The 24,524-nt window shown below is 60.9% G+C and carries 25 protein-coding genes; 13 read left to right on the top strand and 12 right to left on the bottom strand.

Annotated elements, in window-relative coordinates; genetic code table 11:
- The first annotated feature begins 150 nt into the window (after window positions 1-150).
- The gene (locus VGM61_RS19320) at window positions 151-927 is read left to right on the top strand and encodes an aspartyl protease family protein (RefSeq protein WP_331524569.1); all 777 of its coding nucleotides are present in this window, start codon (window positions 151-153) and stop codon (window positions 925-927) included.
- Here the strand turns inward: VGM61_RS19320 and VGM61_RS19315 are convergent.
- The 4 genes from VGM61_RS19315 to VGM61_RS19300 form a co-directional block, all read right to left on the bottom strand.
- Complete coding sequence (locus tag VGM61_RS19315; protein ID WP_331524568.1) at window positions 924-1,988, bottom strand: alpha/beta hydrolase; 1,065 nt, start codon at window positions 1,986-1,988, stop codon at window positions 924-926. The two genes, VGM61_RS19320 and VGM61_RS19315, sit on opposite strands and share 4 nt — an antisense overlap.
- Window positions 1,989-2,116: 128 nt before the next feature.
- On the bottom strand, window positions 2,117-2,512 hold the full coding sequence (locus VGM61_RS19310) for a RidA family protein (protein WP_331524567.1): 396 nt from the start codon (window positions 2,510-2,512) through the stop codon (window positions 2,117-2,119).
- Window positions 2,513-2,841: 329 nt separating this feature from the next.
- The gene (locus tag VGM61_RS19305) at window positions 2,842-3,258 is read right to left on the bottom strand and encodes a nuclear transport factor 2 family protein (RefSeq protein ID WP_331524566.1); all 417 of its coding nucleotides are present in this window, start codon (window positions 3,256-3,258) and stop codon (window positions 2,842-2,844) included.
- 97 nt (window positions 3,259-3,355) lie between these two features.
- A complete protein-coding gene (locus VGM61_RS19300; protein ID WP_331524565.1) occupies window positions 3,356-4,108 on the bottom strand; it encodes a glucose 1-dehydrogenase in 753 nt (250 codons plus the stop codon).
- Window positions 4,109-4,264: 156 nt separating this feature from the next.
- On the opposite strand from VGM61_RS19300, the gene VGM61_RS19295 reads away from it, so the two are divergent.
- Window positions 4,265-4,819, top strand: a complete 555-nt coding sequence (locus tag VGM61_RS19295) for a helix-turn-helix domain-containing protein (RefSeq protein ID WP_331524564.1) — start codon at window positions 4,265-4,267, stop codon at window positions 4,817-4,819.
- Window positions 4,820-5,038: 219 nt separating this feature from the next.
- Here VGM61_RS19295 and VGM61_RS19290 read toward each other — a convergent pair whose 3' ends face one another.
- Window positions 5,039-5,932 carry a LysR family transcriptional regulator gene (locus VGM61_RS19290; protein WP_331524563.1) on the bottom strand — a complete coding sequence of 298 codons (894 nt, stop codon included), beginning with the start codon at window positions 5,930-5,932 and terminating at the stop codon, window positions 5,039-5,041.
- 254 nt (window positions 5,933-6,186) lie between these two features.
- On the opposite strand from VGM61_RS19290, the gene VGM61_RS19285 reads away from it, so the two are divergent.
- Window positions 6,187-6,597, top strand: a complete 411-nt coding sequence (locus VGM61_RS19285; RefSeq protein ID WP_331524562.1) for a (R)-mandelonitrile lyase — start codon at window positions 6,187-6,189, stop codon at window positions 6,595-6,597.
- A gap of 30 nt (window positions 6,598-6,627) precedes the next feature.
- The gene (locus VGM61_RS19280) at window positions 6,628-7,317 is read left to right on the top strand and encodes a carboxymuconolactone decarboxylase family protein (RefSeq protein ID WP_331524561.1); all 690 of its coding nucleotides are present in this window, start codon (window positions 6,628-6,630) and stop codon (window positions 7,315-7,317) included.
- 622 nt (window positions 7,318-7,939) lie between these two features.
- On the opposite strand, the gene VGM61_RS19275 is transcribed toward VGM61_RS19280, so the two are convergent.
- From VGM61_RS19275 to VGM61_RS19265, 3 genes are all read right to left on the bottom strand, one after another.
- Window positions 7,940-8,233: a hypothetical protein gene (locus VGM61_RS19275; protein WP_331524560.1), complete on the bottom strand. Its 294-nt coding sequence runs from the start codon at window positions 8,231-8,233 to the stop codon at window positions 7,940-7,942.
- A 582-nt stretch (window positions 8,234-8,815) separates the two neighbouring features.
- Window positions 8,816-9,568 (bottom strand): LytTR family DNA-binding domain-containing protein, encoded by a 753-nt coding sequence (locus tag VGM61_RS19270; protein ID WP_331524559.1) that lies wholly within the window; start codon window positions 9,566-9,568, stop codon window positions 8,816-8,818.
- Complete coding sequence (locus VGM61_RS19265) at window positions 9,565-10,764, bottom strand: sensor histidine kinase (protein ID WP_331524558.1); 1,200 nt, start codon at window positions 10,762-10,764, stop codon at window positions 9,565-9,567. Before VGM61_RS19265 ends, VGM61_RS19270 begins: the two co-directional genes overlap by 4 nt.
- Before the next feature lie 153 nt (window positions 10,765-10,917).
- Between VGM61_RS19265 and VGM61_RS19260 the strand changes: the two genes are divergently transcribed.
- The 6 genes from VGM61_RS19260 (at window position 10,918) to VGM61_RS19235 (ending at window position 16,910) form a co-directional block, all read left to right on the top strand.
- Complete coding sequence (locus VGM61_RS19260; RefSeq protein WP_331524557.1) at window positions 10,918-11,841, top strand: sulfurtransferase; 924 nt, start codon at window positions 10,918-10,920, stop codon at window positions 11,839-11,841.
- A gap of 2 nt (window positions 11,842-11,843) precedes the next feature.
- On the top strand, window positions 11,844-12,353 hold the full coding sequence (locus VGM61_RS19255) for a YeeE/YedE thiosulfate transporter family protein (protein ID WP_331524555.1): 510 nt from the start codon (window positions 11,844-11,846) through the stop codon (window positions 12,351-12,353).
- Window positions 12,350-12,889 carry a YeeE/YedE thiosulfate transporter family protein gene (locus tag VGM61_RS19250; RefSeq protein WP_331524554.1) on the top strand — a complete coding sequence of 180 codons (540 nt, stop codon included), beginning with the start codon at window positions 12,350-12,352 and terminating at the stop codon, window positions 12,887-12,889. The genes VGM61_RS19255 and VGM61_RS19250 overlap by 4 nt, the downstream gene beginning before the upstream one ends.
- The gene (locus VGM61_RS19245) at window positions 12,886-13,470 is read left to right on the top strand and encodes a rhodanese-like domain-containing protein (protein ID WP_331524553.1); all 585 of its coding nucleotides are present in this window, start codon (window positions 12,886-12,888) and stop codon (window positions 13,468-13,470) included. The genes VGM61_RS19250 and VGM61_RS19245 overlap by 4 nt, the downstream gene beginning before the upstream one ends.
- A gap of 8 nt (window positions 13,471-13,478) precedes the next feature.
- Window positions 13,479-14,840 (top strand): aminotransferase class V-fold PLP-dependent enzyme, encoded by a 1,362-nt coding sequence (locus VGM61_RS19240; protein WP_331524552.1) that lies wholly within the window; start codon window positions 13,479-13,481, stop codon window positions 14,838-14,840.
- 954 nt (window positions 14,841-15,794) lie between these two features.
- A complete protein-coding gene (locus VGM61_RS19235; RefSeq protein WP_331524551.1) occupies window positions 15,795-16,910 on the top strand; it encodes an endo-1,4-beta-xylanase in 1,116 nt (371 codons plus the stop codon).
- 54 nt (window positions 16,911-16,964) lie between these two features.
- On the opposite strand, the gene VGM61_RS19230 is transcribed toward VGM61_RS19235, so the two are convergent.
- From VGM61_RS19230 to VGM61_RS19220, 3 genes are all read right to left on the bottom strand, one after another.
- Window positions 16,965-18,503, bottom strand: a complete 1,539-nt coding sequence (locus VGM61_RS19230) for an alpha-N-arabinofuranosidase (RefSeq protein WP_331524550.1) — start codon at window positions 18,501-18,503, stop codon at window positions 16,965-16,967.
- 180 nt (window positions 18,504-18,683) lie between these two features.
- Window positions 18,684-20,471 carry an ABC transporter ATP-binding protein/permease gene (locus VGM61_RS19225; protein ID WP_331524549.1) on the bottom strand — a complete coding sequence of 596 codons (1,788 nt, stop codon included), beginning with the start codon at window positions 20,469-20,471 and terminating at the stop codon, window positions 18,684-18,686.
- A 145-nt stretch (window positions 20,472-20,616) separates the two neighbouring features.
- Window positions 20,617-21,549 (bottom strand): LysR family transcriptional regulator, encoded by a 933-nt coding sequence (locus tag VGM61_RS19220; RefSeq protein ID WP_331524548.1) that lies wholly within the window; start codon window positions 21,547-21,549, stop codon window positions 20,617-20,619.
- Window positions 21,550-21,679: 130 nt separating this feature from the next.
- Here VGM61_RS19220 and VGM61_RS19215 point away from each other — a divergent pair, with 130 nt between their 5' ends.
- The 3 genes from VGM61_RS19215 (at window position 21,680) to VGM61_RS19205 (ending at window position 23,631) form a co-directional block, all read left to right on the top strand.
- Entirely contained in the window at window positions 21,680-22,552 is an 873-nt protein-coding gene (locus VGM61_RS19215) for an NmrA family NAD(P)-binding protein (RefSeq protein ID WP_331524546.1), read from the top strand.
- Window positions 22,545-22,910, top strand: a complete 366-nt coding sequence (locus tag VGM61_RS19210) for a DoxX family protein (RefSeq protein WP_331524544.1) — start codon at window positions 22,545-22,547, stop codon at window positions 22,908-22,910. The genes VGM61_RS19215 and VGM61_RS19210 overlap by 8 nt, the downstream gene beginning before the upstream one ends.
- Before the next feature lie 61 nt (window positions 22,911-22,971).
- Window positions 22,972-23,631 carry a phosphatase PAP2 family protein gene (locus VGM61_RS19205; RefSeq protein ID WP_331524543.1) on the top strand — a complete coding sequence of 220 codons (660 nt, stop codon included), beginning with the start codon at window positions 22,972-22,974 and terminating at the stop codon, window positions 23,629-23,631.
- Window positions 23,632-23,663: 32 nt separating this feature from the next.
- On the opposite strand, the gene VGM61_RS19200 is transcribed toward VGM61_RS19205, so the two are convergent.
- Window positions 23,664-24,524: YncE family protein (locus VGM61_RS19200; protein ID WP_331524542.1), on the bottom strand; the 861-nt coding region annotated here is incomplete at its 5' end.

Here is a 24,524-nt window from a genome sequence, read left to right as displayed (position 1 = left end):
CCGATAACGAATCGGGAGCGTGAACTATTCCAAAAAAAGAGGGGATGATGGATGCGACGCACGTACACGATTATCGCTTTAATGTGGCTGGCGGCTTCCGGCAGCGGACCCACTTGGGGAAAGGACGCGTGCGCGGTGGCTCGCGCGCCCATGGACGCGGTTATCCGGCTGCCTTTTTCTGTGGTCGACGGGCGGGTCTATGTTGAGGCCCGCGTCAACGGTCGCGGGCCTTACCGTTTCGCTGTCGACACGGGTGCCAGCGGCATGGGCCGTCTCGACGCAAGCATGCTTGCCACGCTCGGTCTTCATCCATCCGACCGCGCGGCAACGTCCGACGCAGTGAAGACCGTCGAGGTCGAGACGACCCATCTGGACTCATTGTCGTTGGGCTCCCTCGAGCGCAAGGACCTCGATGTCATCACTCGCGATTACAAGAAGCAGGCGACGGGGGATGCTGCTTTCGACGGGATCCTCGGTCGAGCGTTCTTTTCTGACGGCCTGCTAGTCATCGACTATGGCAGACGGCAGATTACGTTCAGCACAGCCTCCCGGCTATCGCGCGACGACAGCGACGCTCTTTCCTATGAGCGCGCGTTCCGCGTCCCCGTTCGAATAAACGGAAAGCTGTTTGAAGCCAATATCGACACTGGCGCAAACGTGAGCATGGTAGTTCCGAGCCATATGTGGTCCGGTATCTCGTCGGCACCCCTGGAGAGGTCTGGTACTGGTCAGCTGTCAAACACCAAGATTGAGACATCGCAAGGCGTTGTCGCCGGGTCCGTGGAACTGAGCGCGGTCGTTCTAAAAGACGTTGACGCCAAGGTTTCTGACCGCTTCCCCGAGATCCTCATCGGAGCACACCTGATGGCTTCATCTATCCTGGCAATCGATCAGCGCTCGAACACTATCGCCGTTTGTCCGATTTAGGGTTGATCGTGAGTCACCTTAGGTTGGCTTGCCTGCCCGGTTGCAATCGCCAGGGCCAGGTTGATCGCATCGATCACGATCTCAGGCCGGTCGTAGTTGATGGTGTGGCCGCTGCGCGGAACGATCCAGTTGACGCCATGCGTGGACATGGCGGCGACCTCGTTGTGGAGTTGTTCCCACACCATGGTGCGCCGGTCCTGCATCGCCTGCGGTATGCCTTTGGGAGCGGGGCGGGGCGCATGCGTGAGCATGATGATGGGCATGTCCCCGAAATCGCGGCGTGTGGCGCGGGTTTCGTCCGCGCTTACCGTCGCGAAGTTCGCGTCCTCAGAAGCGTGAGCTTTCTGGGATTTGAGCGCCGCCATGACCGCAAAGGTTTTATCGGTAATCGCCTGATCCACCCCGGGATACATCTCGCCGACGCAAGGCGTGTAGGCGGGCGAGTCCTTTGGGATCGCGCCGCTTTTCGCGGCATCCACGCAGTGCGGATCAGGCGGGACATCGCGATGTGCCAGCGCAGGCATCTCCGCGGCCTCGAGCGCCTCGCGTGCCTTCGCGCGGCTCACCTGGTCCTCATGCGAGCCATCGACGATGACCATGCCCACCACTTCATCGCGATAGCGATCGGCGAAGACACGAACCGCCATGCCGCCCGCCGAATGCCCCACGAGGAGATAGGGCGGTTTGATATGCGCCACCTGCAGTGCCTTGTGGATATCGTCGACATCATTCGCCGAGGTGCCCGGACGGTTGGACGCGTCGCTGAAGCCGAGCCCGGCGCGGTCGTATGAGCAGGTCATGTGGGTCTTGCTGATCGCCGGCTGCACCAGCGCCCATGCGATCGTCGTATCGTTCGCTCCGGCATCGAAGATGACGGCGGGCGAGCCCCTGCCACGGCAATACAGGTTGAGGCGCCTGCCTCCGATATCGACAAGCCGGGCGGGGCCGAGGTACACAGGGTCGGTGACGAGTGGCCTGGCGGGCGCTTCGTCCGCCCATGCCGTCGCTGCCATCATCAGGCAGCCGATCGCCGCCAGCGCGGCGACTTTTCGCTTGGTCATCCGTCGTTCCCCTGTGTTCCCGCTGTCTACTCGCGGCGGTCTTGACCGCGCTGGATCGTGGCCGAGCATGACAGTAACTGGGGATCGCTTCCAGTCCAGTGCAGCCGGGACGAATGACCGGGCACCTTTCAGGGCATGCCCTTGCGCGCGGCGATGATTTCCACCTCGACCAGAAGGTTTGGCCAGACCAGTTGTGGGACAACGAGCAACATCGAGGCGGGTTGAACCTCGCCCAGGTAGCGTTTGCGTACGTCAGCGTACGCCTTGATGTCGTCTGCGCGCGTCAGGTACTGGGTCACCTTGACGATGTCATTGATCCCCATGCCCGCATCACCAAGCAAGCGAATCACGTTTTGCCAGGCAAGCTCCGACTGCGCCTGGATGCCATCGGGTAAACCGCCGTCGGCGGCAAGCCCAGGCGTGCCCGACGTCAGGAACCAGGACAGCTCGCCCGTTGCAAGGACCGCGTCACTGTACGAACCAATCTGGCTCGCAACGCCGATGTTGTAGGCCTTCAGGGTCATGGTGTTCCTCCGCAGGTGAATGGTCTTGCAGTTGATTGTCGCGCTCTTGCGCACCGCCCAACCATCCTCGATAGGGTGAACCGGCTAACGCGCGGAGGCCTTTACGAGAAATTCCGCAAAAATTTCAATTCGCATGACTTTGACAAGTACGGTCCGCCTGTCGCCCAAGATATCCATGTTCACTCCAACGGCACCGAACTACGGGGACGTGACGCGTTCGTTGCCCGCATCAAGCGCTACCAGGTGCCGTTTCCGGACCTCAAAATCAACGACCTCATGACGATTGTCGGCGGAAACTGCCCCGGCCCGATGGCCGCAGATGGCCAACGCTACCCTAGCCCGGAAGCGTCCATCTCCGAAGCCCGAGCCAAAGCTTGCGTGTCGATGTACTCCCGGATTTTCGTTACCTTGCCGTTTCGAACGGTGACGGCGAAGACCCAATGATCCTCGAACGTCTTATTCGTGGCTTTGATTTTTCCCGTAGCGAAGCCGACAACCAAAATCCGGTCTCCCTGCGCCACAAATTCAGGGGGTTCTGGGAATGAAGTTTCCACCTTCTCGGAAGCCTTCTGAAGCACATCCGACAATCCCGCGTGTCCGCGGTGCGTGCCGGCCAGCGGCCAGTCCTCGCCTGGAATGATCCACTCAATATCTTCGGCGACCAACGAAAGCAGACGCTGCTCATCGCCGCTTCCCATGGCTGCAAAGAAATCTTTCACAAGTTGGACATTCTCTTGTGTGCTCATCGAGTTTCTCCGACCTTGTGTTCAAACTAAAGTTTGAGAGAAAGCGTGGTCCCACGATTGGCGGGGCTTGTAAGCCAGCCACGGGCCCGCGCCGGGGTCAGACCTGCGCCATGCCTCCGTCGACGGCGAGATCTATACCGGTGATGTAAGAACTTTCATCGGAGGCGAGGAACGTGACGGCAGCCGCAATTTCCTCGGGGAGGCCTCGACGGCCCATGGGGATCTGCGTGGTGAACTGCGCGACCGCTTGCTCAGCCTGCTCAGCGGTAAGGCCCGTCGTCGTTGCCAAGGCCGGGGTATCGATGGCTCCAGGGCTCACACAATTCACGCGGATGTGGCGCTCGTTCAACTCTAAAGTCCAACCGCGCGCGAAGTTGCGAACAGCCGCCTTACTCGCCGCGTAGGCGGTGAATCCTGGGAGTCCGAGCTCGTTCGAGACCGAAGAGTTCAGAATGATCGAACCGCCGTTTTTGAAAAGGGGAAGCGCCTTCTGCACCGTGAAGAAAAGCCCTTTCACGTTCACGTCGAAGGTCTGGTCAAAATGGGCCTCTGTAGCTACGGCGAGCGGTGCGATTGTCCCGGCGCCAGCATTCGCGAAGAGAAGGTCGATGTGGCCATGTTTCTCTTTCACAACGGCATAGAGGCGGTCCAGGTCTTCCAAGCGCGACACGTCGCCCACAACCGTCGTAACGTTTCCCTTGATGGCGGCGGCGGCCTCCTTCAGCTCTTTTTCTCGTCGCCCAGTGATCACGACGTGTGCGCCTTCTTCCACGAAGCGCTTGGCTGTGGCCAAGCCAATCCCGCTGCTTCCGCCCGTGATAACAGCAACCTTACCTTCTAGTTTTTTCATAATCTTTCACCTTTCGTTTGTGGTGTAAGGCAGCGCCACTGTTCTCATTGGTACGCAGGCGCTGTATGATTTGGATCACCGATCCAGATTCAACCCGTTGTATCTGAACCACTGATCCAAATATACGGATCAGTGATCCGTTTGTCAAGGAACCCCGTGCGAGCCGACGCCAAAAAAAACTACAGCCACCTGCTTGAAGTCGCGCACGACGTCGTCGCCAAGCACGGTGTCGACGTGTCCATGCGAGATATCGCCCGTCGGGCAGGCGTTGGGTTGGCTACGTTGCTGCGTCATTTCCCGACGCGAGAAGCCTTGTTTGAGGCTTTGTTGTGCACGAACCTGGACGAATTAACGCAGAAGGCAGACGAACTCGAATTGTCGAATTCACCTGACGAAGCGCTCGTCTCCTGGTTTCGCGAATGGATGGCATTCGCCCAAAGCTACAGGGGCGTCGTCGCCCTGATGGCGGCCGCTCACACGAACCCAGACTCCGCTCTTTATGCTTCATGCGCAGCGGTGCACTCAGCAAGCGCGCGAATACTGCTCCGCGCTCAGGCCGCAGGTAAAGCGCGCACCGATATGAATGGGGACGACCTGTTCGGCCTGATGGCGGCGCTCGGCTGGCTCGTCGACCTGCCGTCATTCGCGCCACGGGCCGATCATCTCTTTCACATCATCGCGAGCGCCATCCTGACGCAGAGCGAAAATTAGTCCGGTGTTACCCCCACGAATGATGGACCTGACGGTAGGGTTCCTCACCCATAGCTTGGGATACTACTTCGTCCTGAGAATAGTGGCTTTTGGATTTTATGCCTCGACACTAACTACCTGCGTGAGTCAGCACCAGTTTCTCAGACAGGGCCCATAGACGCTCCCCCATTGCATCGTCTCGCGCGGCGCGGCGTTGCTACCGCCCAGTGACGGTACGTGTCAGCCCCTCACCCGCAAGGCATCGATAACCAGTGCAAACGCCGGCGACTGCTGTTTCCTGCTGGGGTAGTACAGGTGGTAGCCCGCGAACGGCGGGCACCAGTCCTGCAGCACACGCACAAGACGACCATCTTCGATGTGCGGTGCAAACTCTTCTTCCGGCAGGAACGCAATGCCCAGGCCCTCAAGTGCAGCCAGCACGATGTGGGGTGAGGTGTTGAAGGTCGCCTGGCCTTCCACCCGCACGTTCACCTGCCGCCCGCGCCGCTCGAACTCCCAGACGTACAGGCCGCCTCCGGTGGGAAAGCGGATGTTGATGCAATTGTGTCGCGTCAGCTCTTCGGGGATCTTCGGCGCAGGGTGCATGCTTAAGTAAGCGGGTGAAGCGACGGCCGCCATGCGCAGCTTCGGCCCGATCGGCAGCGCGATCATGTCCTTGTCGATGCTCTCGCCGAGCCGCACCCCAGCATCGAAGCGGTCGGCGACGATATCGCGCAGCCCATAGCTGACGTCGAACTCTATGTTGACGTCCGGATAGGCATGCATCAGCGGCAGCAGCCGGGGCAACAGCACCGCGCTCAGGACATAGTCGCCGCAGGTGATCCGCACCGAGCCGGCAGGCTTGTCGCGCAGCTCGGTCAGCGCATCCAGCTCCGCCTCGATCTCGTCGAAACGGTTGCCGATGGCCAGCAGTAGCCGCTCACCGGCCGGGGTGGGGGAGACACTGCGCGTCGTGCGCGTCAGCAGCCGGATCCGCAGCCGTTCTTCCAGGGCCTTGATCGCCTGGCTGAGGGCAGATTGTGACACCCCCAACACCGCACCTGCACGGGTGAAGCTCCCTTCCCGGGCTACCGTGACGAATGCCAGTAGGTCATTGAGATTGCGTCGGGCCATGGGGCTAGTCTGTCAGTTTCTTTTGATTAGCGAAACTAATAGGCCCTAAAAGCATTCATCATCTAATCATTGGAATGGTGTCGAGGCAGAATAGCGTTCGACTCGTCCCTGATTCAAAAGATCCCACGGGGACTTCCTCCTCGAGCCTCAAGCGGCTCAGCGAAGGGTTCGTCGCCAGCGCCGCCCGCATCGAAGTCGATCCGAAAGAATGACATTCCGCCGGCCATTCACCCTCACCACTTCAAGGCACCCCAATGGAACTAAAACGCGCTGGATCCCAAGCCTCGATGAAAGGCCCCGCCGAGTATTTCACCGGCACGGTTCGCATCGACCCGTTGAACACGGCTCACGAACCCGCACGCGTCTCCTGTGCGGCGGTTACATTCGAACCTGGCGCCCGCTCGGCCTGGCATACCCATCCGCTGGGCCAGACGCTGATCGTCACTGCCGGTTGCGGGTGGACACAATGCGAAGGCGAGCCCATCGTCGAAATCCGTCCCGGCGACGTGATCTGGTGCCCACCGGGACACAAACACTGGCACGGCGCATCGCCGACCACCGCCATGACGCATATCGCCGTCCAGGAAGCACTGGACGGCACGAACGTCCAATGGAAGGAGCATGTCACCGATGAGCAATATCTGGCTGGCCCGCCGCAGGCCTGACAAGACTCCACCGGCCCAAAGGACGAGTACATGACGACGCGATATCACGCCACCGGCGCCACCGGCGCCATCCAGACATTTGACGCTCCGCAACGGGCCATCGTGCCCATTGCAGCCTTCGCTGCCACAGGCGAATTGGGAAAGCTGGGCATCGCGCTGGAGCATGGCCTGGATGCAGGTCTGACCGTGAGCGATGCACGGGAAATCCTCGTGCAGGTCTACGCCTATGCCGGTTTCCCACGCAGCCTCAATGCGCTGGGTGAGCTCATGAAAGTGCTCGAAGCACGCAGGCAGCGCGGCACCACAGACGCACCGGGTCGCGAGCCAAGCAAACCGATTCCAAAGGGAGAGGCATTGCTTGCCGTCGGAACGGCCAACCAGACCGCGTTGTCAGGTGGAGCCGTTTCAGGCCCCTTGTTCGATTTTGCACCGCAAGCAAACGAGTATCTGCGCACTCATCTGTTCGGTGACATCTTTGAGCGCGACAACCTGAGCTGGCAGGCTCGTGAGCTTGCGACCGTCAGCATGCTTGCCGCGCTGCCCGGCGTAGAGTCGCAGTTGCAGGCGCACATGCGCATCAGCTTGAACATCGGCCTCACCGCTGAACAGTTGCGTGAGGTATGCCAGGTGCTGGCCGAACGTGTGGATGCAGGCGCAGCGGAGCGGGCGAGGGGAGCACTTGCACGACAGCTGGAAGCTGTGGATGGCCTGAAGAAGTAGACGTGGCATTGGTTGCATTGTCAGATTTGCCCACGCGCAGACTAAGGGTGACGAGGTCTCTCGACTTAACCCTGTTGCTGGAATAGGCTGCGAGCCGCAGAAGGGGCGCGACAGGGGAATTTGAGATGGACTCACATTTGCTTGGCAGTGTGGGGGGCTATGCGGGAAGCGTATCGGCGCTCGCGATCATGCTCACCTTCGTCTGGATCGTCGTCAGGTCAAGAACGACGTTCCGCTCAATACTCTCCAACATGCTGCTCGCTCTGGCCTTGGCTGGTTGGGTACAGTCCGCCGCCTCTATGTCGTCGTACTGTGCAACGGGTCAGATAAGCCCAATCAAGTTGCGGGTGACAGTTCAGCCTGAGAGACGTCGGAGTTTCATCAAGTTCTTGCAATCTGACAAGGAGCCCATCGCCCTCGGTGCTAGCTACGTTGGTAGGGCAGAGACGTCAGACTCTCTGAGCATAGACTTTTTGGAGATATTTGATGCGAAAAGGGCATCAAAAATTTCTATTCAGGCAGACAACAAGAAACCATCGTCAGTATTCGATTTTTCATTTTGGAGTTGCAATACGACTCGTAGCCTGGAACCGTACCGGGATGCCATTCGTAACTGGGTCACTCAGTTTAGACCGGGTGCGGTATCCGTAGTAGAGGTAGTTCCTAAGTGAGCTGCGGAGGTTTTCTTTAGAGGCACAATTTCGGCACGACGAAGCCACTTGCTGGCGATGACGCCTTCGCTGGCCTTGCCGCCAAAGTCGTCCTGGTAATGCCGCATCAGCGAAGCCGCCTCGAGCACCGGCGGTACGCCCCCGCGGCGCAAAGCCTCGATTGTCTCGCGGGCCACGATGGCCAGCACGTTCCTGGGTTTGACGTTGGTCTGCTCTTCCTGCAGCCAGCGCGTGAACGCGTCCACCGCCAAAAGGGGCGGGTCAAAGTAATTCCGGATTCGAGATCTAAACACTACTGAAAGCGGGGGGACGTCGGCGGATAAGCTGCAACGAAGACGGCCTGTATCAGCCAGGCAAGGATGGGGTTGTGGGCACTCCGACAATCCAGCAAAAGGTCCATGCCACACAAAGCGCTAGCCCTGCACTGAGAAGAGCTCCAAAAGCCATTTGCTCTACAAGTAGTGCGCCAACCTTGAAGAAAAATTGCCATATGAAAGCGCTGACCACACCAATACCCACTGCTCCTAGGCATACGTTCCATTTTGAAAGGCGCACTGAGGAACGTAACCAGAGGATATAAGGCAATCCCAAAACCCAAGTAGCTAGATAGCTCACGGGAAGGGTAAACAGCGTGACTAAACTCAACCCTTGCGCCCAGTCGTGCATACCAGCAGCCGGCCCTTCTTTAACCAAGCTAACGATCAAAACGACGCAAAAGAGAGCCAGTGGCGCGGCCAATGGGGCGATAAGTCCACCTAGCCACATGGAGTGGAGCGACGCAGGCATAGCGATCGAATATATTTCGGACCTCAGTCCTGCACGCCACATCACATGGCGCGGAAACGATGACGGAACGCGTCGCTCACGCGGAGCGGCTCGGCCACGCCATGGAGCCAGACCAGCAAGCGACCATCCCCGTCCGGCTTGACTTGCCGGATCGCCGAGACGCGAACGATGGCGTTGCGGTGAACCCTCCAGAAGACTTCCGGATCGAGCTTGAGCATCAGATCCTTCAGCGGCGTCCGGATGAATGAGGCATCGGTGGCGGTGGCAACGCGGGTGTACTTTTCCTCGGACTGGAAAAGAACGACGTCTTCGATGGGGATCATCCGGACGGTATCGCCGATGCTGGCGGTAATCCAGGTGATCGTCTCTGCTCGCGTCAACCGGCCGGCGAGGCTGTCGATCAATGCCGTCAGGTCGATCTGCGTTGCAGGCTGGCGACTGCGCAGACGTGCCACCGTCTCGGTAAGGCGATCGGTGCGGATCGGTTTCAGCAGGTAGTCGATGGCGCCGGCGTCGAAAGCCTTCACCGCGAATTCGTCATGAGCGGTGATGAAGACGACCTGGGCTGGACTTTCGGCCCGCTGCGCCACCTCGAGACCACCAAGTCCCGGCATGCGGATGTCGAGGAAGGCTACGTCCGGTTTCTTCGATGTCCACGCATCGAGCGCGCTGATGCCATCCTCGCATTCCGCAACGACGATTAGTTCCGGCCACAGGGTTGCCAGCATGCCGCGCAGCTCCGTTCGCTGCGGTTCCTCGTCTTCGGCGATGAGGGCCGTGATGGGTGCGGTCATGGGAAGGTGAGTGGAATGTGGATGCGTGCACTCACTCCGCCTCCGGCACGTGATGCGATGTCGAAGCTAGCGCAAGTTCCAAAACGATCGCGGAGCTGGGCGCGAACATTTGCCAGACCCAGGCCGGGCGTGGTGCCGGGCTGCAATCCCTGGCCATCGTCCTCGACGGTCACGCTCAGCAATCCATCCGCGGTGTCGGCGATGATCGCGATCATGCCAGGACCAGGTTTCGGTTCGATGCCATGGGTCATCGCGTTCTCCACCAGCGTCAGCAGGATCAATGGGGGGAATGGCAGAGCCCGGACCTCGTCGCTTGCATCGACGTGAACATCGATGCGGTCGGCTGTACGGACATTCATGATCTCAAGATAGCCCAGGCAGAGATCGATCTGGCGACCGAGCGTGGCTTCCTCGATGCCTGTTGTGCGGATACGCGGCAATGCGACGCGAAGATACGCCGCGAGCGTGTCGATGGTTCTCGCCGCGCGTTCGGGTTCGCTGGCGATCAGCGACCGCACCGACGCAAGCGTATTGAAGAGGAAATGCGGTTCGACCTGCGCCTGTAGGATGGCCAGTCGCATGTCGGCCGCGTTCCGTTCCGCGCGCAGGTCTTCAATCTGGCGGCCGGCTGCGTACTGGGCAATGCGCCGCTGTTCGCCGAGATAGTAGATTGCTGCGAAGCCTCCACCCGCGATGATCAGTACAAAGACGGATGCGTTGATGGTGGCGGCGAGAAAGTTGGAAAGGGCTTGGCCGAGCAGGTTGGGTCCCATGGGGCGCCCGGAATAGGCCCGCATGAGATGGGCGTGATAGGCGCCCGCCCAATCCAGGGCGATGACCCCGATCCAGAGCCCGAACAGGATCGTCAGCAGCACCAGCGCGCGCTCCACGACGAGCGGCAGACGCCAATGCCGAATCAACGTGGCGAACAATGGGCCGGCCGAGACCGCGATCAGCGATGCGATGCAAGCCCGGAGCGCGAGCCCCGGCCAGTCGCCCCATGCACTCATGCCCGACGCATGCCAGGTGGCGTACGTGCAACCGGCGAGGACGGCCAGCGGCCACAACACGATTCCCCGGCGCAGCAACCAGGGCCAGGTGAAGGTGCGGAAGTTCTGGTAGAGCGTCCAGCTTCCGAGATCCGACAGCACGCTTCGCGGCAGTCGGGCATGCAAGTCGTTGTCGGGCAGGTCCATGCGTGACACGTTAGCAAAGCGTGCGCGATCGCGCACACGAACCATCCGCGAATGGACCGTTTCATCGCATATCCGACCGGTTCCATCGCATGCCCATCCCGTCGCACTCCTGCGTGCCGTATATCTGTCGCACACACGACATCGGGAAAAACCATGCAGATCAAGATTCTGGCGAAGGCAGCCGTTGCGTTTGTGATCCTCGTCGGGTCCGCGACCCTGCCGTACCGTGCGTACGCGCAAACCCCTGCGCCGGCCACCGCGCAAACCGAGCCATGGGTATCCACAGCGTGGCTGGAAAGTCACCTGCACGACCCTAACCTCGTGCTGTTGCAGGTCGGCGAAGAGTCGCAGTACAAGTCCGCGCACATTCCCGGTGCGCGCTTCGTTCGGCTAGATGACTTCGCTGCCACGTCGGGCGAGCTTTCGCTGGAAATGCCGCCGGCGCCGGAATTGCGCCAGCGACTGCGGGGCCTGGGCATCTCCGACGGCTCCCACGTCGTGGTGTACTTCGAAAACAATCAGGTCTCCGCGTCGACGCGGATATTGTTCACGCTGCGATCGGCCGGACTGGGAGCGCATGCCGACCTGCTCGATGGCGGCATGCCGAAGTGGCGCAGCGAGGGCCGCACTCTGACCGACCAGTCTGCCGCGGCCGCACGACCCGGAACGCTGGCGCCCTTCAACCTTCAGCCAACCATCGTCGATGCTGCGTTCGTGCACGCGCACGCCCGGCAACCGGGCTACGTGCTCATCGACGCGCGTGCCGCGATGTATTACGACGGCCTCGAAGAGAGCGGCGCGGATGACCACCATAGGCGCGGCCACATTCCCGGTGCACACAACGTGCCTTTCACCAGCATCACCAATGACGATCTAACCCTCAAGACCCCCGCCGAGCTGCTGGCCTTGTTTCGCAAGGCTGGCGTCAAGCCGGGCGATCGGGTCATCGCCTATTGCCACATCGGCCAGCAGGCGACGGTGGTGGCGCTCGCGGCGCGCGCCATCGGGATTGATGCTGTCCTGTACGACGGCTCTTTCGAAGACTGGACGATGCGCGATCTGCCGGTTGAGCTGTGAGGATGCGCGCGCTCCGTGCTTATGCCGACCCCCATGCGACCGGCGTATGCCTGGGCCTGGTGCTGCTCGCCTGCTTCGCGCTGACCGGTCAGGGGCTGGGTGCGTCTGGCGCTTTCGCAAGCGTGGCGAGCGGTGTCGTCGTGGCAGTCTCGCCGGAAACTGCTGTACACAGCGATTACTTCCGGAGTTATCTGCAGGACGGTTCGCCATGGACGGCGTGGCTTGTCGTGGAAATCATCGGCGTGATGGTCGGTGCCGCCACATCGGCTGCTCTGGCAGGACGAATCCGCATCACATTCGTCCGTGCCGTCCGTCCGTCCGGTGCCAGGCTGTCCGCTGGCGTCGGCGGCGGCGTGTTGATGGGTGTCGGTGCGGCGTTGGCGCGAGGCTGCACCAGTGGCCTCGCATTAAGTGGCGGCGCGATGCTCAGTGTCGGAGCCTGGATCTTCATGGTGGCGCTGTTCCTCGCCGGCTTCCTCACTGCGCCGCTGGTTCGCAGGCTCTGGCCATGAACGACCTTCTGATCGCAGCAGGCATCGGCGTAGCGTTCGGCTGGGCACTCGAGTGCGCTGGCCTGGGTGATCCACCGAAGCTCGCGGGGCAGTTCTACCTGCGGGATTTCACCGTCCTCAAGGTGATGCTGAGCGCCATGCTGACCGCGATGCTCGGGGTCTTCTGGGGCGGGCGACTGGGCCTGCTTGATCCCGGTGCGTTCTACGTGCCCGAAACGTATCTGCTTCCGCAGCTCGTCGGCGGCCTGGTCTTCGGACTCGGCTTCGTGCTCAGTGGCTTGTGCCCCGGCACGTCCTGCGTGGCGCTGGCCAGCGGCCGCATCGAAGGCGCCGCGACGATGTCCGGGCTGTTTGTCGGCGTGCTGCTTGTCGGCTTGGCCTTCCCCGTGATCGAACCTTTCTACCGCTCGACGCCACACGGCCCGCTGACACTCCAACGCTTCACGGGCCTGCCCTACGGGGTCGTGGTCGCGCTGGTCACGGTAGTCGCCGTTTCGATGTTGACGTGGATCGCGAAGCGGGAGGCAGCACGATGAGACTTGTGCGAGGATTGGGCATCGGTGCGCTCACATTGGGCCTGGTGGCGCCTTTCGCAGGTAGCCCCTCTCGCACGCAGCAGCGAGGGCTTGATCTGGATTCGATCGCTCGTGCGATCGACGAGGGCTCCGACCATGTCAGCGCACGCCAGCTTGCAGAGTGGATACGCGATCGCCGACCGGGACTTCGCGTCATCGACGTGCGATCGGCCGCCGAGTTTCACGATGACGCCATCCCGACAGCGGAGAACGTGCCGGTCGACCAGTTGGCGAGGTCACGCTTTGCCCCTGACCAGACTATCGTCCTTTATTCGCAGGAAGGAGCACATGCCGGGCAGGCCTGGGTCATGCTGCGCTCGCTCGGCGTGACCCAGGCATTGTTCGTACCGGGCGGCCTTGCCGACTGGCACGAGGAGGTCCTGAGTCCGCTGCTACCGGTGAACGGTTCTCCCGCGGAACGAACACGGATCGCGGAATTGAGCCACTACTTCGGCGGCTCCCCCCGGATCGGGGGAGAGCCGGAAGGGGAGGTTGCGGGTGTGGTGCAGACCGGGCGCAGTTTGCGGAGGCGCGGATGCTAGCGCGTATAATGGAGTCCACCGATGCGACCGATGCATTCGACTTCGCTGCCCTTCGCGCCAGCGAATTCGCACGTCTGGATACCGCCGGCATCGCTTATCTCGATTACGCGGCGGCGGCGCTGTACGGCGCCTCGCAGGCACGAGCGCATGGTGACCGGCTGGCGCAAGGGATTTTCGGCAATCCCCATTCGGAGCATCTGGGGGCGCGTCATAGCGCTGCCGCGCAGGCGGCCGCCCGTGCCGCGACACTCGCCTTCTTCGATGCCGATCCAGACATCCACGATGTCTGCTTCACCGCCAACGCGACGGCAGCCATCAAGCTCGTCGCCGAGAGCTACCCGTTTTCGTTGCGCCGCGGACTCATTCTCTCGGCCGACAACCACAATTCCGTCAACGGCATTCGGGAGTTTGCCCGGCGCGTGCAGGCGCCCGTCAGCGTGCTGCCGCTGGATACGGAACTCCGGCTCGATCGCGGACCTGCGAACCTGCGAGCGAGCGTCGAGCGACAGGGCGGGAGCTTGTTCGCATTCCCAGAGCAGTCCAACTTTTCCGGAGTGCGTCACGACCTGTCACTCATCGAAGAGGCCCGGGCGCTCGGATGCGATGTCCTGGTCGATGCGGCAGCCGCCGGCCCATGCGGCGCGCTCAGCCTGAGGGAGCATTCCGCAGACTTTGTCGTGTGTTCGTTCTACAAGCTATTCGGCTTGCCGACCGGGGTCGGAGCATTGATAGCGAAAAAGTCGGCCTTGGCCCGCCTTCGGAGGCCGTGGTTTTCGGGCGGAACCGTGGAGTTCGTGTCCGTCGCGCATGGGCGGCACGCCCTCAGGACAGGCCACGAGGGATTCGAGGACGGGACTCCCAACTTTCTCGACCTCGCCGCCATCGAATCCGGATTCGACTTTCTCGCGCGCATGCCGCGCCCAAGCCTGCGTGTCCATATCCAGTCCCATATGCAGCATTTTCTGACACTGGCAGCGACGCTGCGACACCGTAGTGGAGCGCCACTGGTGCGTCTGTATGGCCCCCGGGATATGGAGCAGCGGGGCGGTGTCGTCACTTTCAACGTGCTGCAGAACGACGGTTGTGTCCTGCCCTACGAGCGGGTCGAGCGGCTGGCGCGCGAGCATGGCGTCGCCATTCGGGGTGGTTGCTTCTGCAATCCTGGGGCGGCCGAAAAGGCATTCGGATTCAACGCCATTGGAGTGGAGCGTTGCTTTGACAAACTCGAAGGCAGCTTCAGCATCGAGGCGTTTCGGAGTTGCGCGGGGCGTGCCGCCACCGTGGGTGCGCTGCGTTTGTCCGTTGGTGCCCCCACGACGCACACCGACATCGAGCGTGCCATGGCACTCATCGTTGCTTGCGGCGAATAGGTTCTACGGTGAGCCGCTGCCAGGGAAGTTTCCAGAGCGGCGCCAACGAGCGGAATCCGCCACGGCCTAATGGGTGGCCCACAGCCATGGTCATGACGAGGAGCCACATAGGTACAACGGTGCCAAGAACGGCCGTGCCGAGAAACGCTACCAGGAGCCTTCCTCGCCAGGACCGCCAGCACGTTCCTGGGTTTGACGTTGGTCTGCTCTTCCTGCAGCCAGCGCGCGAACGCCTCCACGGCCAAAAGGGGTGGATTACCCGTTTCGTCCCGTTTCTCCATTTTTCCCCTCCCCATGCCCATCCAGGCTCGCCGCACTTCTACCGTGCGGAGCGTTGCGATGACAAGAGAGAAGTTGCCACCGGTGCCGTGCGATCCGATCGAGGACTGGGAGTTCGTCGCGTAACGAATCGGGCGGATGAACGATGCGGGCACTTCAAGCCCGAGGACCCCGGTCGCACGTGGGGGAGGGGAGCGACCGGTAGCCAGCTGTGAACACTTCCACGCGTTCCATGCGTCCATCCGCCCGGCCTGGCCCGGGGGATAGTGCCTGCCATCCACCTTTTCGAGACGTGGGTGGCGGGCGAGCCAGGGTGACAATCCGTAGTGTTCACGGTCGGGCTTGCGCCCTCCTGGCTGCCCGCCATAAGGCGGGAACCCAGCTCCCGCAGGATTGCCCTGCGGGGGCCGAACACTACTGGGTTGTCACACCCGGTTGCCGGTGTTTCGCCGACAACGGAGAGATGATGGCTGACAGCGCGATTTGATTCCATAGTAACGGTCGTAAAAGTAGAGACGGATTTCTATGGAAGGAATCGGAGTATCAGATTTTCCGGCGCACAGGCTAAGGACGCTGAAGTCAGAGACCCGGCAAACAAGCGGCCCTTAGGGAACCAATTCCGACCCAAGGCGGACATGACGCAGATGACATCGGGACAGCCAATGATGAAAAAGTATGCAATCGTCCATTGACCCTACCAGGCGTGCAGTTCTTCGAGGCCTTCTTGGAGCTGCGCTACTACCTACTTCAAGTCTGATCTCAGCCTCCTCAGACGCTGAGTCGCTGCACAAGCTAGCGGCCGCCAAGGGAATTTCATTTGGCTCGGAAATAGGATTGGAGGCAATAAACGATCCGCGAAATACGCGCTTGATCGACCACGAGTGCGCCGTCCTCGTGGCCGGGAACGAGTTCAAACTTTATTCGATCTTGGGGGAAGGCGAGAAGCAGTTCAGTTTCACCGGGGGTGACCAGATCGCTCGGTTTGCCAGGGTGCACGGCAAACTTCTGCGCGGGCATAACTTGCTCTGGATGAACGACGAGGTCGCACCTCCGTGGCTATTGAACAAGGACTTCGGAGCTCATCCCCGTGTTACCGCCGAAGCGTTCATTCGCGATTATATTCATAAGGTTACCAGTCATTTCGGTCCTGCCGTAACGTCGTGGGATGTCGTCAACGAGGCCATCGACGTCGGAACGGGAGGGCTTCGAAGCTGCGTCTTTACTCGGATACTGGGGCGGGACGCGGTGCGCATAGCCTTCGAAGCTGCACGTGAGGGCGCTCCCCATGCACACCTGGTCTACAACGACTACATGGATTGGCGTTCTGATCGAGAGGCACACAGGCAGGGGGTCCTGGCGCTATTGAGGTGGCTGCTGGAGCAGCGGGTGCCCATCGATACGCTTGGCATCGAAAGTCATATCAAGACGCCACAGACACCTTTCGATCCAGATCGATGGCAGGTGTTCCTGGAAGGCGCGGCGGCTACGGGTTTGTCCATGGCTGTGACGGAGTTTGATTTAAACGACCAGCTAGCACCTGGTACGCTGGAGCAGCGAGACCGTCTGGCTGCGCAAACAGCCAAACGGTATCTTGACCAGGTTTTATCGTTTAAAGCGGTCAAAACGTTGATGCTTTGGGGGCTATGCGATAAATACAGCTACCTGCGCGATTCAAGAGCCCGCGCGGATGGAACGCTGGTTCGACCGAACCCATATGACGACACATACCGTCCGAAGCTTCTTCGCAAATCGATTGCTCAGGCGTTGAAAGAATCGCCGGTTCGCACATAGCGGTTCTCTTGAACCATGAGCTGGCCACCTGTAAGAACCCCCGGTCGCGTTGTCTCAATCCACGTTCAGAATCACGATCGACTTCGAGGGCAGCGTCGCCTTCAGCGAACTTCCGTCCACCTGGGCGCCACCGAACGCGGCGGGCTTGATCGCATCCGGGTTCGCGAAGGTGTTGCGGGCATTCATGTGCGGTGCGGTGAGGACCTCTCCGCTCACCTGATGGGCGGAGAGGCCTTCCACGTGCATCAAGACCTGAGCGGGGCGATTCGGGTCCAGGTTGACCAGCACCATGTGCACGTGGCCGTCCTTGCCGCGCACCGCGGAACCTTGCACTGACGGCACGTTGTACTTGCCCAGCGTGTACTGGGGCGTCTCCAGCTTGAGGGGCAGGGCCTTCGCACCCTGGTAGGGGATGAACATCTTGAACACGTAGTAGGTGGGCGTCAGCACCATCTTGTCGCCTTCGGTCAGGATCATCGCCTGCAGCACGTTGACCATCTGCGCGATGTTGGCCATGCGTACGCGGTCGGCGTGGTGGACGAAGATATTCAGCGTGAGCGCGGCCACCATGCCATCACGCAGTGTGTTCTGCTGGTACAGGAAGGACGGGTTGGAGCCCGGTTCGGGCTTGAACCAGGTGCCCCACTCATCCACCACCAGCGAGACGCGCTTGTCCGGGTCGTACTTGTCCATGATCGCGCTGTCCTTGCTGACCAGGGTGTCCATGAAGAGCGACTCGGACAGGGTCTGGATCCAGCCCGACTCGTCGAAGTCGGTGGCCGACTGCATGTCTTTCCAGCCACCGGGGATGGTGTAGTAGTGAAGACCGATGCCGTCCATGAAACGTCCGGCCTTCTTCATCAGGGTGTCGATCCACTCGGAATCGTCGCCGTTGGCACCCGGTCCGATGATGTCGGTGTGCTGGGGGCCGTCGACATGCACGAAGGTCACGTAGCGGCGCAGCAGGTCGGCCGCGTAGTCGGCCGTCATGTTGCCGCCGCAACCCCACAGCTCGTTGCCCACGCCGAGGTAGTTCAGGCGCCAGGGCTGTTCGCGTCCGTCGCGCCGGCGCATCTGCGCCCACTTCGAATGCGAGGTCGAGGTCATGTAGTCGACCCAGTGCGCCAGCTCGCTCGGCGGCTCGCTGCCGAGGTTGCCGGCGACGAACGTGCGGGCCCCGATCATGTCCATGAACTTCATGTATTCGGGGGTGCCGAAACTGTTGTCGTCATCCACGCCGCCCCAGGACACGTTCTCGGTGATCGGTCGTTGGCTGGCCGGGCCGACGCCGTCGCGCCAGTCGTAGCGGTCGGCAAAACAGCCACCGGGCCAGCGCACCACGGGCACCTTCAATGCACGCAGGGCATTGAGCACGTCGGTCCGGTAGCCATCGGTATTGGGGATGGGCGACGTCGGGCCAACCCAGACGCCCCCGTAGATGCTGTGACCGAGGTCTTCGGCGAACTGGCCGAAGACGTCCGCATTGACGGTCGGCCCGGGCGCGTTCGCCTGCAGGTTGCCCGAGACGTGTACCGGTGATTCGGCAGCAAGGGCGGTCGGCAGGCCGCCCGCAATGGTGAGGGCCAGGGTCATGCAGGCAACGAGATGCTGGAACCCTGGTTTTATGGTGTTTTTCCAAAAGGGCCCTGCATCGTGCTGTCGTCGGATCACGCGTTCCTCCCGGCTCCGCCCTAATGACGAGCGCGAACATCATGCCGCAATTCGGTTGCCAGGGGCAGGCCGTCGGGTTCGGCAATACTTTCTAGGAGCGGCCTAGACCCTTGTGCCTTCGGATAGCCGCGTTCGTTCATCGGGCGGCTGGCCGGCCTCACCGATATCAATCGTTTGCGAAGCCGGCGCTGCGAAGAAATCGCGATGGCTCACGGAAACAATGCCTGCATTTACCAGGTGCGTGCTAAGAAGCCGGTCGACTAGCGCCTCGCCGTTGCGATCAAGACTGGCCGTCGCTTCGTCAAGAAATAGCCAATCAGGCCGCGCCAGCAATACGCGTGCGATTGCAAGGCGTTGTTGCTCGCCTGGGGACAGGCGCTTGGACCAGTCCGAGGCATCGTCAAGCGCCCCGACCAGCGTGCTGAGATCGACATCGCGAAGTACGGCATCCAGTTGATCGCTACTGTAGGTATCTGCGTCGGCCGGATAAGCCAGCACCATGCGCAGCGAACCAAGCGGTAGATAGGGACGCTGCGGCAGGAAGGCGACGCGTTCGTTTGGAACGGTGAGCTCCCCTGATGCCTGGGGCCAGAGGCCGGCGAGGGCGCGGAGCATCGTCGATTTGCCTGCGCCCGAGCGTCCGACGATGTCGATCCGATCGCCGCGTGCAGCGCCGAAAGAGATGGGGCCGGCGAGAGATTGGCCGTCTGGACGGCGCAATCGAAGTGCGTCGACGATCAGTCGATCCTCGCCACCCGTGTGGAGAATGAGACTCGAATTTTGGGGAGGCGCGTTGAGGGTGTCGCGGAACAGGACCAGACGCTCGACCTCAGCATGCCACTGCGCAAGGTCGGCATAGTTGGTGACCAGCCACGAGAACGCGCTCTGCACTTCGCCAAAGGCGCCCCCGATTTGCTGGAATGCCCCGAGAGTGATGGAGCCAGCAAAGTAAGCGGGCGCCGCGATCAGCATGCCGAATACAACGGATATTTGAGAATAGCCGGCGGTGACGCCGGTCAGGATCTTCTTCCGGTTGACGATCCGCTCATAGTTGCGGAAGGCCAGGTGAAAGCGATCGTCGATGATGCGCGCCTCCTGCGACTCGCCCTGATGAAAGGCGATGCCCTCTGCATGTTCGCGAACCCGCACCAGTGAAAAGCGGAAATCGGCCTCGCGTCGCTGTTGCTCGAAGTTGAGCGGCGACAGAGGCCGTCCGACAAGATGGGTAACCCATGTGCCAGTGATGGCGTAAGCCAGCGCGATCCAGACCAGGGAGCCGGGTATCGCGATACCGAACAAGGCCATGGAGCCAGAAAGGCTCCACAACACCCCAACGAAGCTCACAAGGCTAAGCAGGTTGGAGAAGAAGCCTGCCGTCAGGATCACGGCATGGTGCGTGACGGCTGGGATGTCTTCCTGGATGCGCTGGTCCGGATTGTCGCTGGCGCTCCCGTCGGGTGATTGCACCAGGCGCAGATAATTGCGATGCGCCAACCAACGTGCCGTGGTGTCGCGCGTCAACCAGCGGCGCCACCGCAGCTCGAGCATCCCCTTGAGGTATATCCCATACATGGCCGCCGGCACGAACAGTCCCACAAGCTCGCAATAACCCGGCACCAGTCGACCCGACGCGGTCCGGCCATACAGGAATACCGCGCTAAAAAATGCAGGCCCGTTATGATTGCTAAGCGCGGTGAAAATCAGGTTGTAACTGTAGGAAACGAGAACCGCGATCCCGACGGTAAGCACGTTAATTCCCAGGATGGCCACGAGCATCGCCCACGCGACCGTCCGTTCGTCCTTGTCGGCGAAGAAGGGCTTTGCCAGCCGATAGACGTTCAGCAAAAAATTCTTGATGTTCGCGCCTTTCTTCGCGGCGAAACGGCTCATGGGCTGATCTTCAGTGGTTGAGTTGACTGGGGGTACTTTGGACCCAGTGGATGACTGCAACGAGCCTATAAAGTTGCATTAAACCGCTCAAAGGGATCACGAGGCGCCGTACACAACGCTGCTGGGTGACGCCCGGCTATTGCCATCAACTACGTGCGCTGAACGGGGTGACTAAAAAAGCGGGCTTCGGCAGGTAGTCGTCCGGCTTGAACTCCCTTCGCATTCGCTGGGTGGCGAAATCGACAAAGGCGCGAAGCTTCGGCAATGACTGACTTCGGCTTGGATAGTAAAGGGAAAGACCGGGAACCTCTTCACAATAAGGTTCGAGGACAGTTTGCAGATCTCCCCTTTCGAGATGCGACATCACGAGCGAATGCGGCAATTGGAAGAGCCCAACGCCTCTCAGTGCGGAGCGAATGCAAGCCTCGACGTCGTTGATCACAAGAGGCCCGGCGACCCCCACGGTGATGCGCTCCCCATCGACGACAAACTGCCAATGATCGATGGCTCGCACGGACTGACGGAGCAGGATGCAAGGGAAGTTCTGCAGATCATACGGAGACGACGGTCGGCCATGCTTCTGAAACAAGGCCGGGGCGCCAACGACAACGAAGCGCTCGGGGGGCGTCAGCCACACCGCCACCATGTCGATCTGCACGAAGTTTCCCAGACGTATCCCTGCATCGAACCCTTCTTCGACGATGTCGATCGGACGATTCTCGCCCACCAGTTCAAGTTCGACGTTTGGGTGAGCGTCCAGGAAGTCGGGCAGTAGGCGATTCACCAGCAGCGGCAAAGTTGGCCTGGGCACATTAATGCGCAGTCGACCCGTAATCTCGCCGCCCAAACCACTCGCCGCGTCCAACCCTGCCGTAAGCATGTCCACGGCCGGGCGTGCGTGGGCAAGCAGGCGTTCGCCCGCTTCAGTCAGCCTGACGCTTCGTGTTGTACGCGAAAAAAGGGGCGCGCCAACCCGTTCCTCCAGGTTGCGTATGGATTGGCTGACTGCAGATGGTGTGATTCCGAGGTGCCGCGCCGCAGCACGGAAACCCCGGTACTCCGCCACGGTCAAAAACATGACGAGTCCATCCAGATGGGTTCGATTTATTGTTAAGTTCATCTACACAGCCCGTTCCGAATGTGCCCCGTATTCGAATAATACCTCACGGAGTACTTTGGCGCCCTCGAACTAACGAAGGCGAATGCTCATGTTCTTGGTCATGGGAATAACGGGAAGAGTTGGCGGCGCGACGGCAACCCACTTGCTGGAGCAGGGCAAGAAGGTGCGCGCGCTGGTCCGCGACCTCGACAAGGCGGCAAGCTGGGTTGACCAGGGGGTTGAACTGATTGCGGGCGACTGGAACGATGCGGCTTCCATCGAGCGAGCGCTCGAGGACGTCGAGGGCGCGTTTGTCATGTTGCCTGCCATCTGGACCCCCTCGGCGGACTTCAAGGAAGCCAGGGGCGTCATCGCGAACTATGTCCAGGCGCTCACCAACGTGCCGGTGCCGCGAGTCGTTGCACTTTCGTCGATGGGCGCGAACAGAACCAGCGGGATGGGGCTGATCACGGCCCTGTCGCTTCTGGAGCAGGGTTTTCGCGACCTGACATTGCCCATTGCCTACGTGCGAGCGGGTGGATTCTTTGAGAATTTCCTTTACGGCTTGCATATCGCCGGGGGCGGTACGCTGCCCGTCTTCTACAACCCGACAAATCGGAAATCGACCATGGTCGCGGCCAACGACGTCGGCGCCGAGATCGCGACGCTTTTGAGCGGAGCGGCCTGGTCGGCGCATCGGTTCATCGAACTCGGTTCCATGGTGAGCGCAGATGAAGTGGCGGCGCAATTAGGTGAGGCGATGAAGCTCGACGTTAAAGCCTTTGCCGTTCCGCGCGCCGATTGGCCGGGTACATTCGAGCAGTTCGGCATTCCAAAGGGCCAGTCTGGCCCGGCTGAAGCCATGTATGAGGCCGTCAACGCTGGAGGGATGGACCTCGGGGTCGCCGGTACCGAGCACGTCCCGGGCGCGACGTCCGCTCGCGATGTCTTCGCGGCGGCCTATGGTCAGACAAATGTCTAAAATCTCCTGGCGCCAAATCCTACCCTTGGCCCTTGCCGCTTTCTTCGTCGTAGGTTCACTCAGCAACATCTTCGCCCCGGGACCTATCTACGAGGAATATTTGAAATGGGGATACCCGCGCTGGTTCCATTTCGTGACCGGCTCGCTGGAACTCACTACTGCCATTCTGCTTTGCCGCGCGAAGAGTCGTCTGTTGGGCGCGGCGCTAGGCTGCAGTGTTATGTTTGCCGCCCTCGCGACCGTCATCATCCATGGCGAATACGGGCACGCTGTGCCACCACTGGTCGTGGCGACGTTGTCAATTATGGTCGGCTGGATAAGCTCGCGAAAGCAAGTGGCGTCAGCCGAGCGGACCTGACCGGTAGCCAGCGACGACCTTAAGCTAACCGTAAGCAGGAGCGCGTAGTTATTTTCGCGTCGTGATCGAGCCCATCGCCGGTCACGAAGTGGATATGCGCGCACAAGCGAAGTCAACACTAGCTCTGATACTTCTTCTTGCCTGTTGCCCCGCCTGGGCAGGTAGCGGCCTGTTAGGCCTTGACCATAGAGTCCCCTACAACAACAGCGGCATCTGGAAACGTAGCAACCAGACAACGCTGATCTACGGATCCATCCTCACGGTTGGAGCGGGTGCTTTATGGTTGGGCGATGACAGCCAACTGGGCGATACCTTTTGGCGCTCTGTGGACTCGATGGCCATCACGGCCGTCAGCACGCAGGCGCTAAAATGGACGTTTCAGCGTGAGCGCCCCACACAAACGGACAATCCCAACAAGTGGTTCCAGGGCCGTCACGCACAGAGCTTTCCAAGCGGCGAGGTAGCCGCCATGTCCGCTGCCGTTACCCCATTCATCGCCACCTATGGCAGTGATCATCCCGCGGTCTATCTGCTTGCACTGTTGCCTGCTTACGATGCAGTGGCTCGAGTCAAGACCCATGCACACTGGCAAAGCGATGTCCTGGTCGGTGCAGCCATTGGCGCCGGCGTGGGTCTGTGGGCGGCGCACCGCGACTCACCGTGGATCATTTCCCTTTTGCCCGGTGGTTTTAAAGTGGGCTTCGTACATCACTTCGATTGAAAGCGGCACAAAACGATCAGGCGGGCAGGGCACTACTGCACAGCGAGAATCCGGAACACGCCGTTGTCGCTGCCGCCGACCATCACGGTGGCGTGCGCGTGGTCAATCGCCATGGTGCGGGCGCTTTTTATCGTCGGCACCGTGCGCACGACATGGTACTCATCTTCTTTGCCGCGCTCGATCACGGTCACTGTGCCGCTCTTGCCGTTTGAGCTATAAATCCGCGCCGTGGCAGGATCAAAGCCGGCGGCATCGGGCCCATCGCCGATCGGCACGCGCGCCACCTGCTTGCCACTGACGGCATCGGTGATCGCCATCACATTGTTCTGACAGGCAGAGAACACCCGGTGCCGCTGGGTATCCATGGCCAGTCCGCCGGGCGCCTCGCAGCCATCGAGCGGAAAGGTGGCGTCCACGCGGTTACTACGCGTATCGATGCGCGCCAGCGCGTTGCGATCTTCGAGGTTGACGAAAACATGGCCATCGCCATCGGTGGCGGCGAATTCCGGTGAGCCGGGAAGATCGATGGTGGATACCTCCGTGCTGGTGGCCGGATCGATGACGCTAATAGTGTTGCTTCCGCCATTGAACGTCATAACGTGCTTACTGGCCGGATCGAATAGAATCGCGTCGGGCTTCTTGCCAGTCAGATGGATAGTCCCGATCGTGACTAGCGAAGCGGTATCAAAAACCGTAACGCTGTCGGATTTTCCATCCGAGACGAATCCCCGACGCAATGAGGGCACAAGTGCCACACCGTGCACGCCGGCCGTGTTCGGCACGGTGCCCACCTGCTTACCACCGTCGACGTCAATCACGGCTACGTGATCGCCCGAGGTCACATAAAGTCGCCGGCTGACATCGTCGAAGGTCAGGTAATCCCAGTGAGCCGT

It is taken from the genome of Pinirhizobacter sp. (genome assembly GCF_036499745.1).
Taxonomy (GTDB): Bacteria; Pseudomonadota; Gammaproteobacteria; order Xanthomonadales; family Rhodanobacteraceae; genus Pinirhizobacter.
This window is presented reverse-complemented; position numbering and strand designations above follow the sequence as displayed.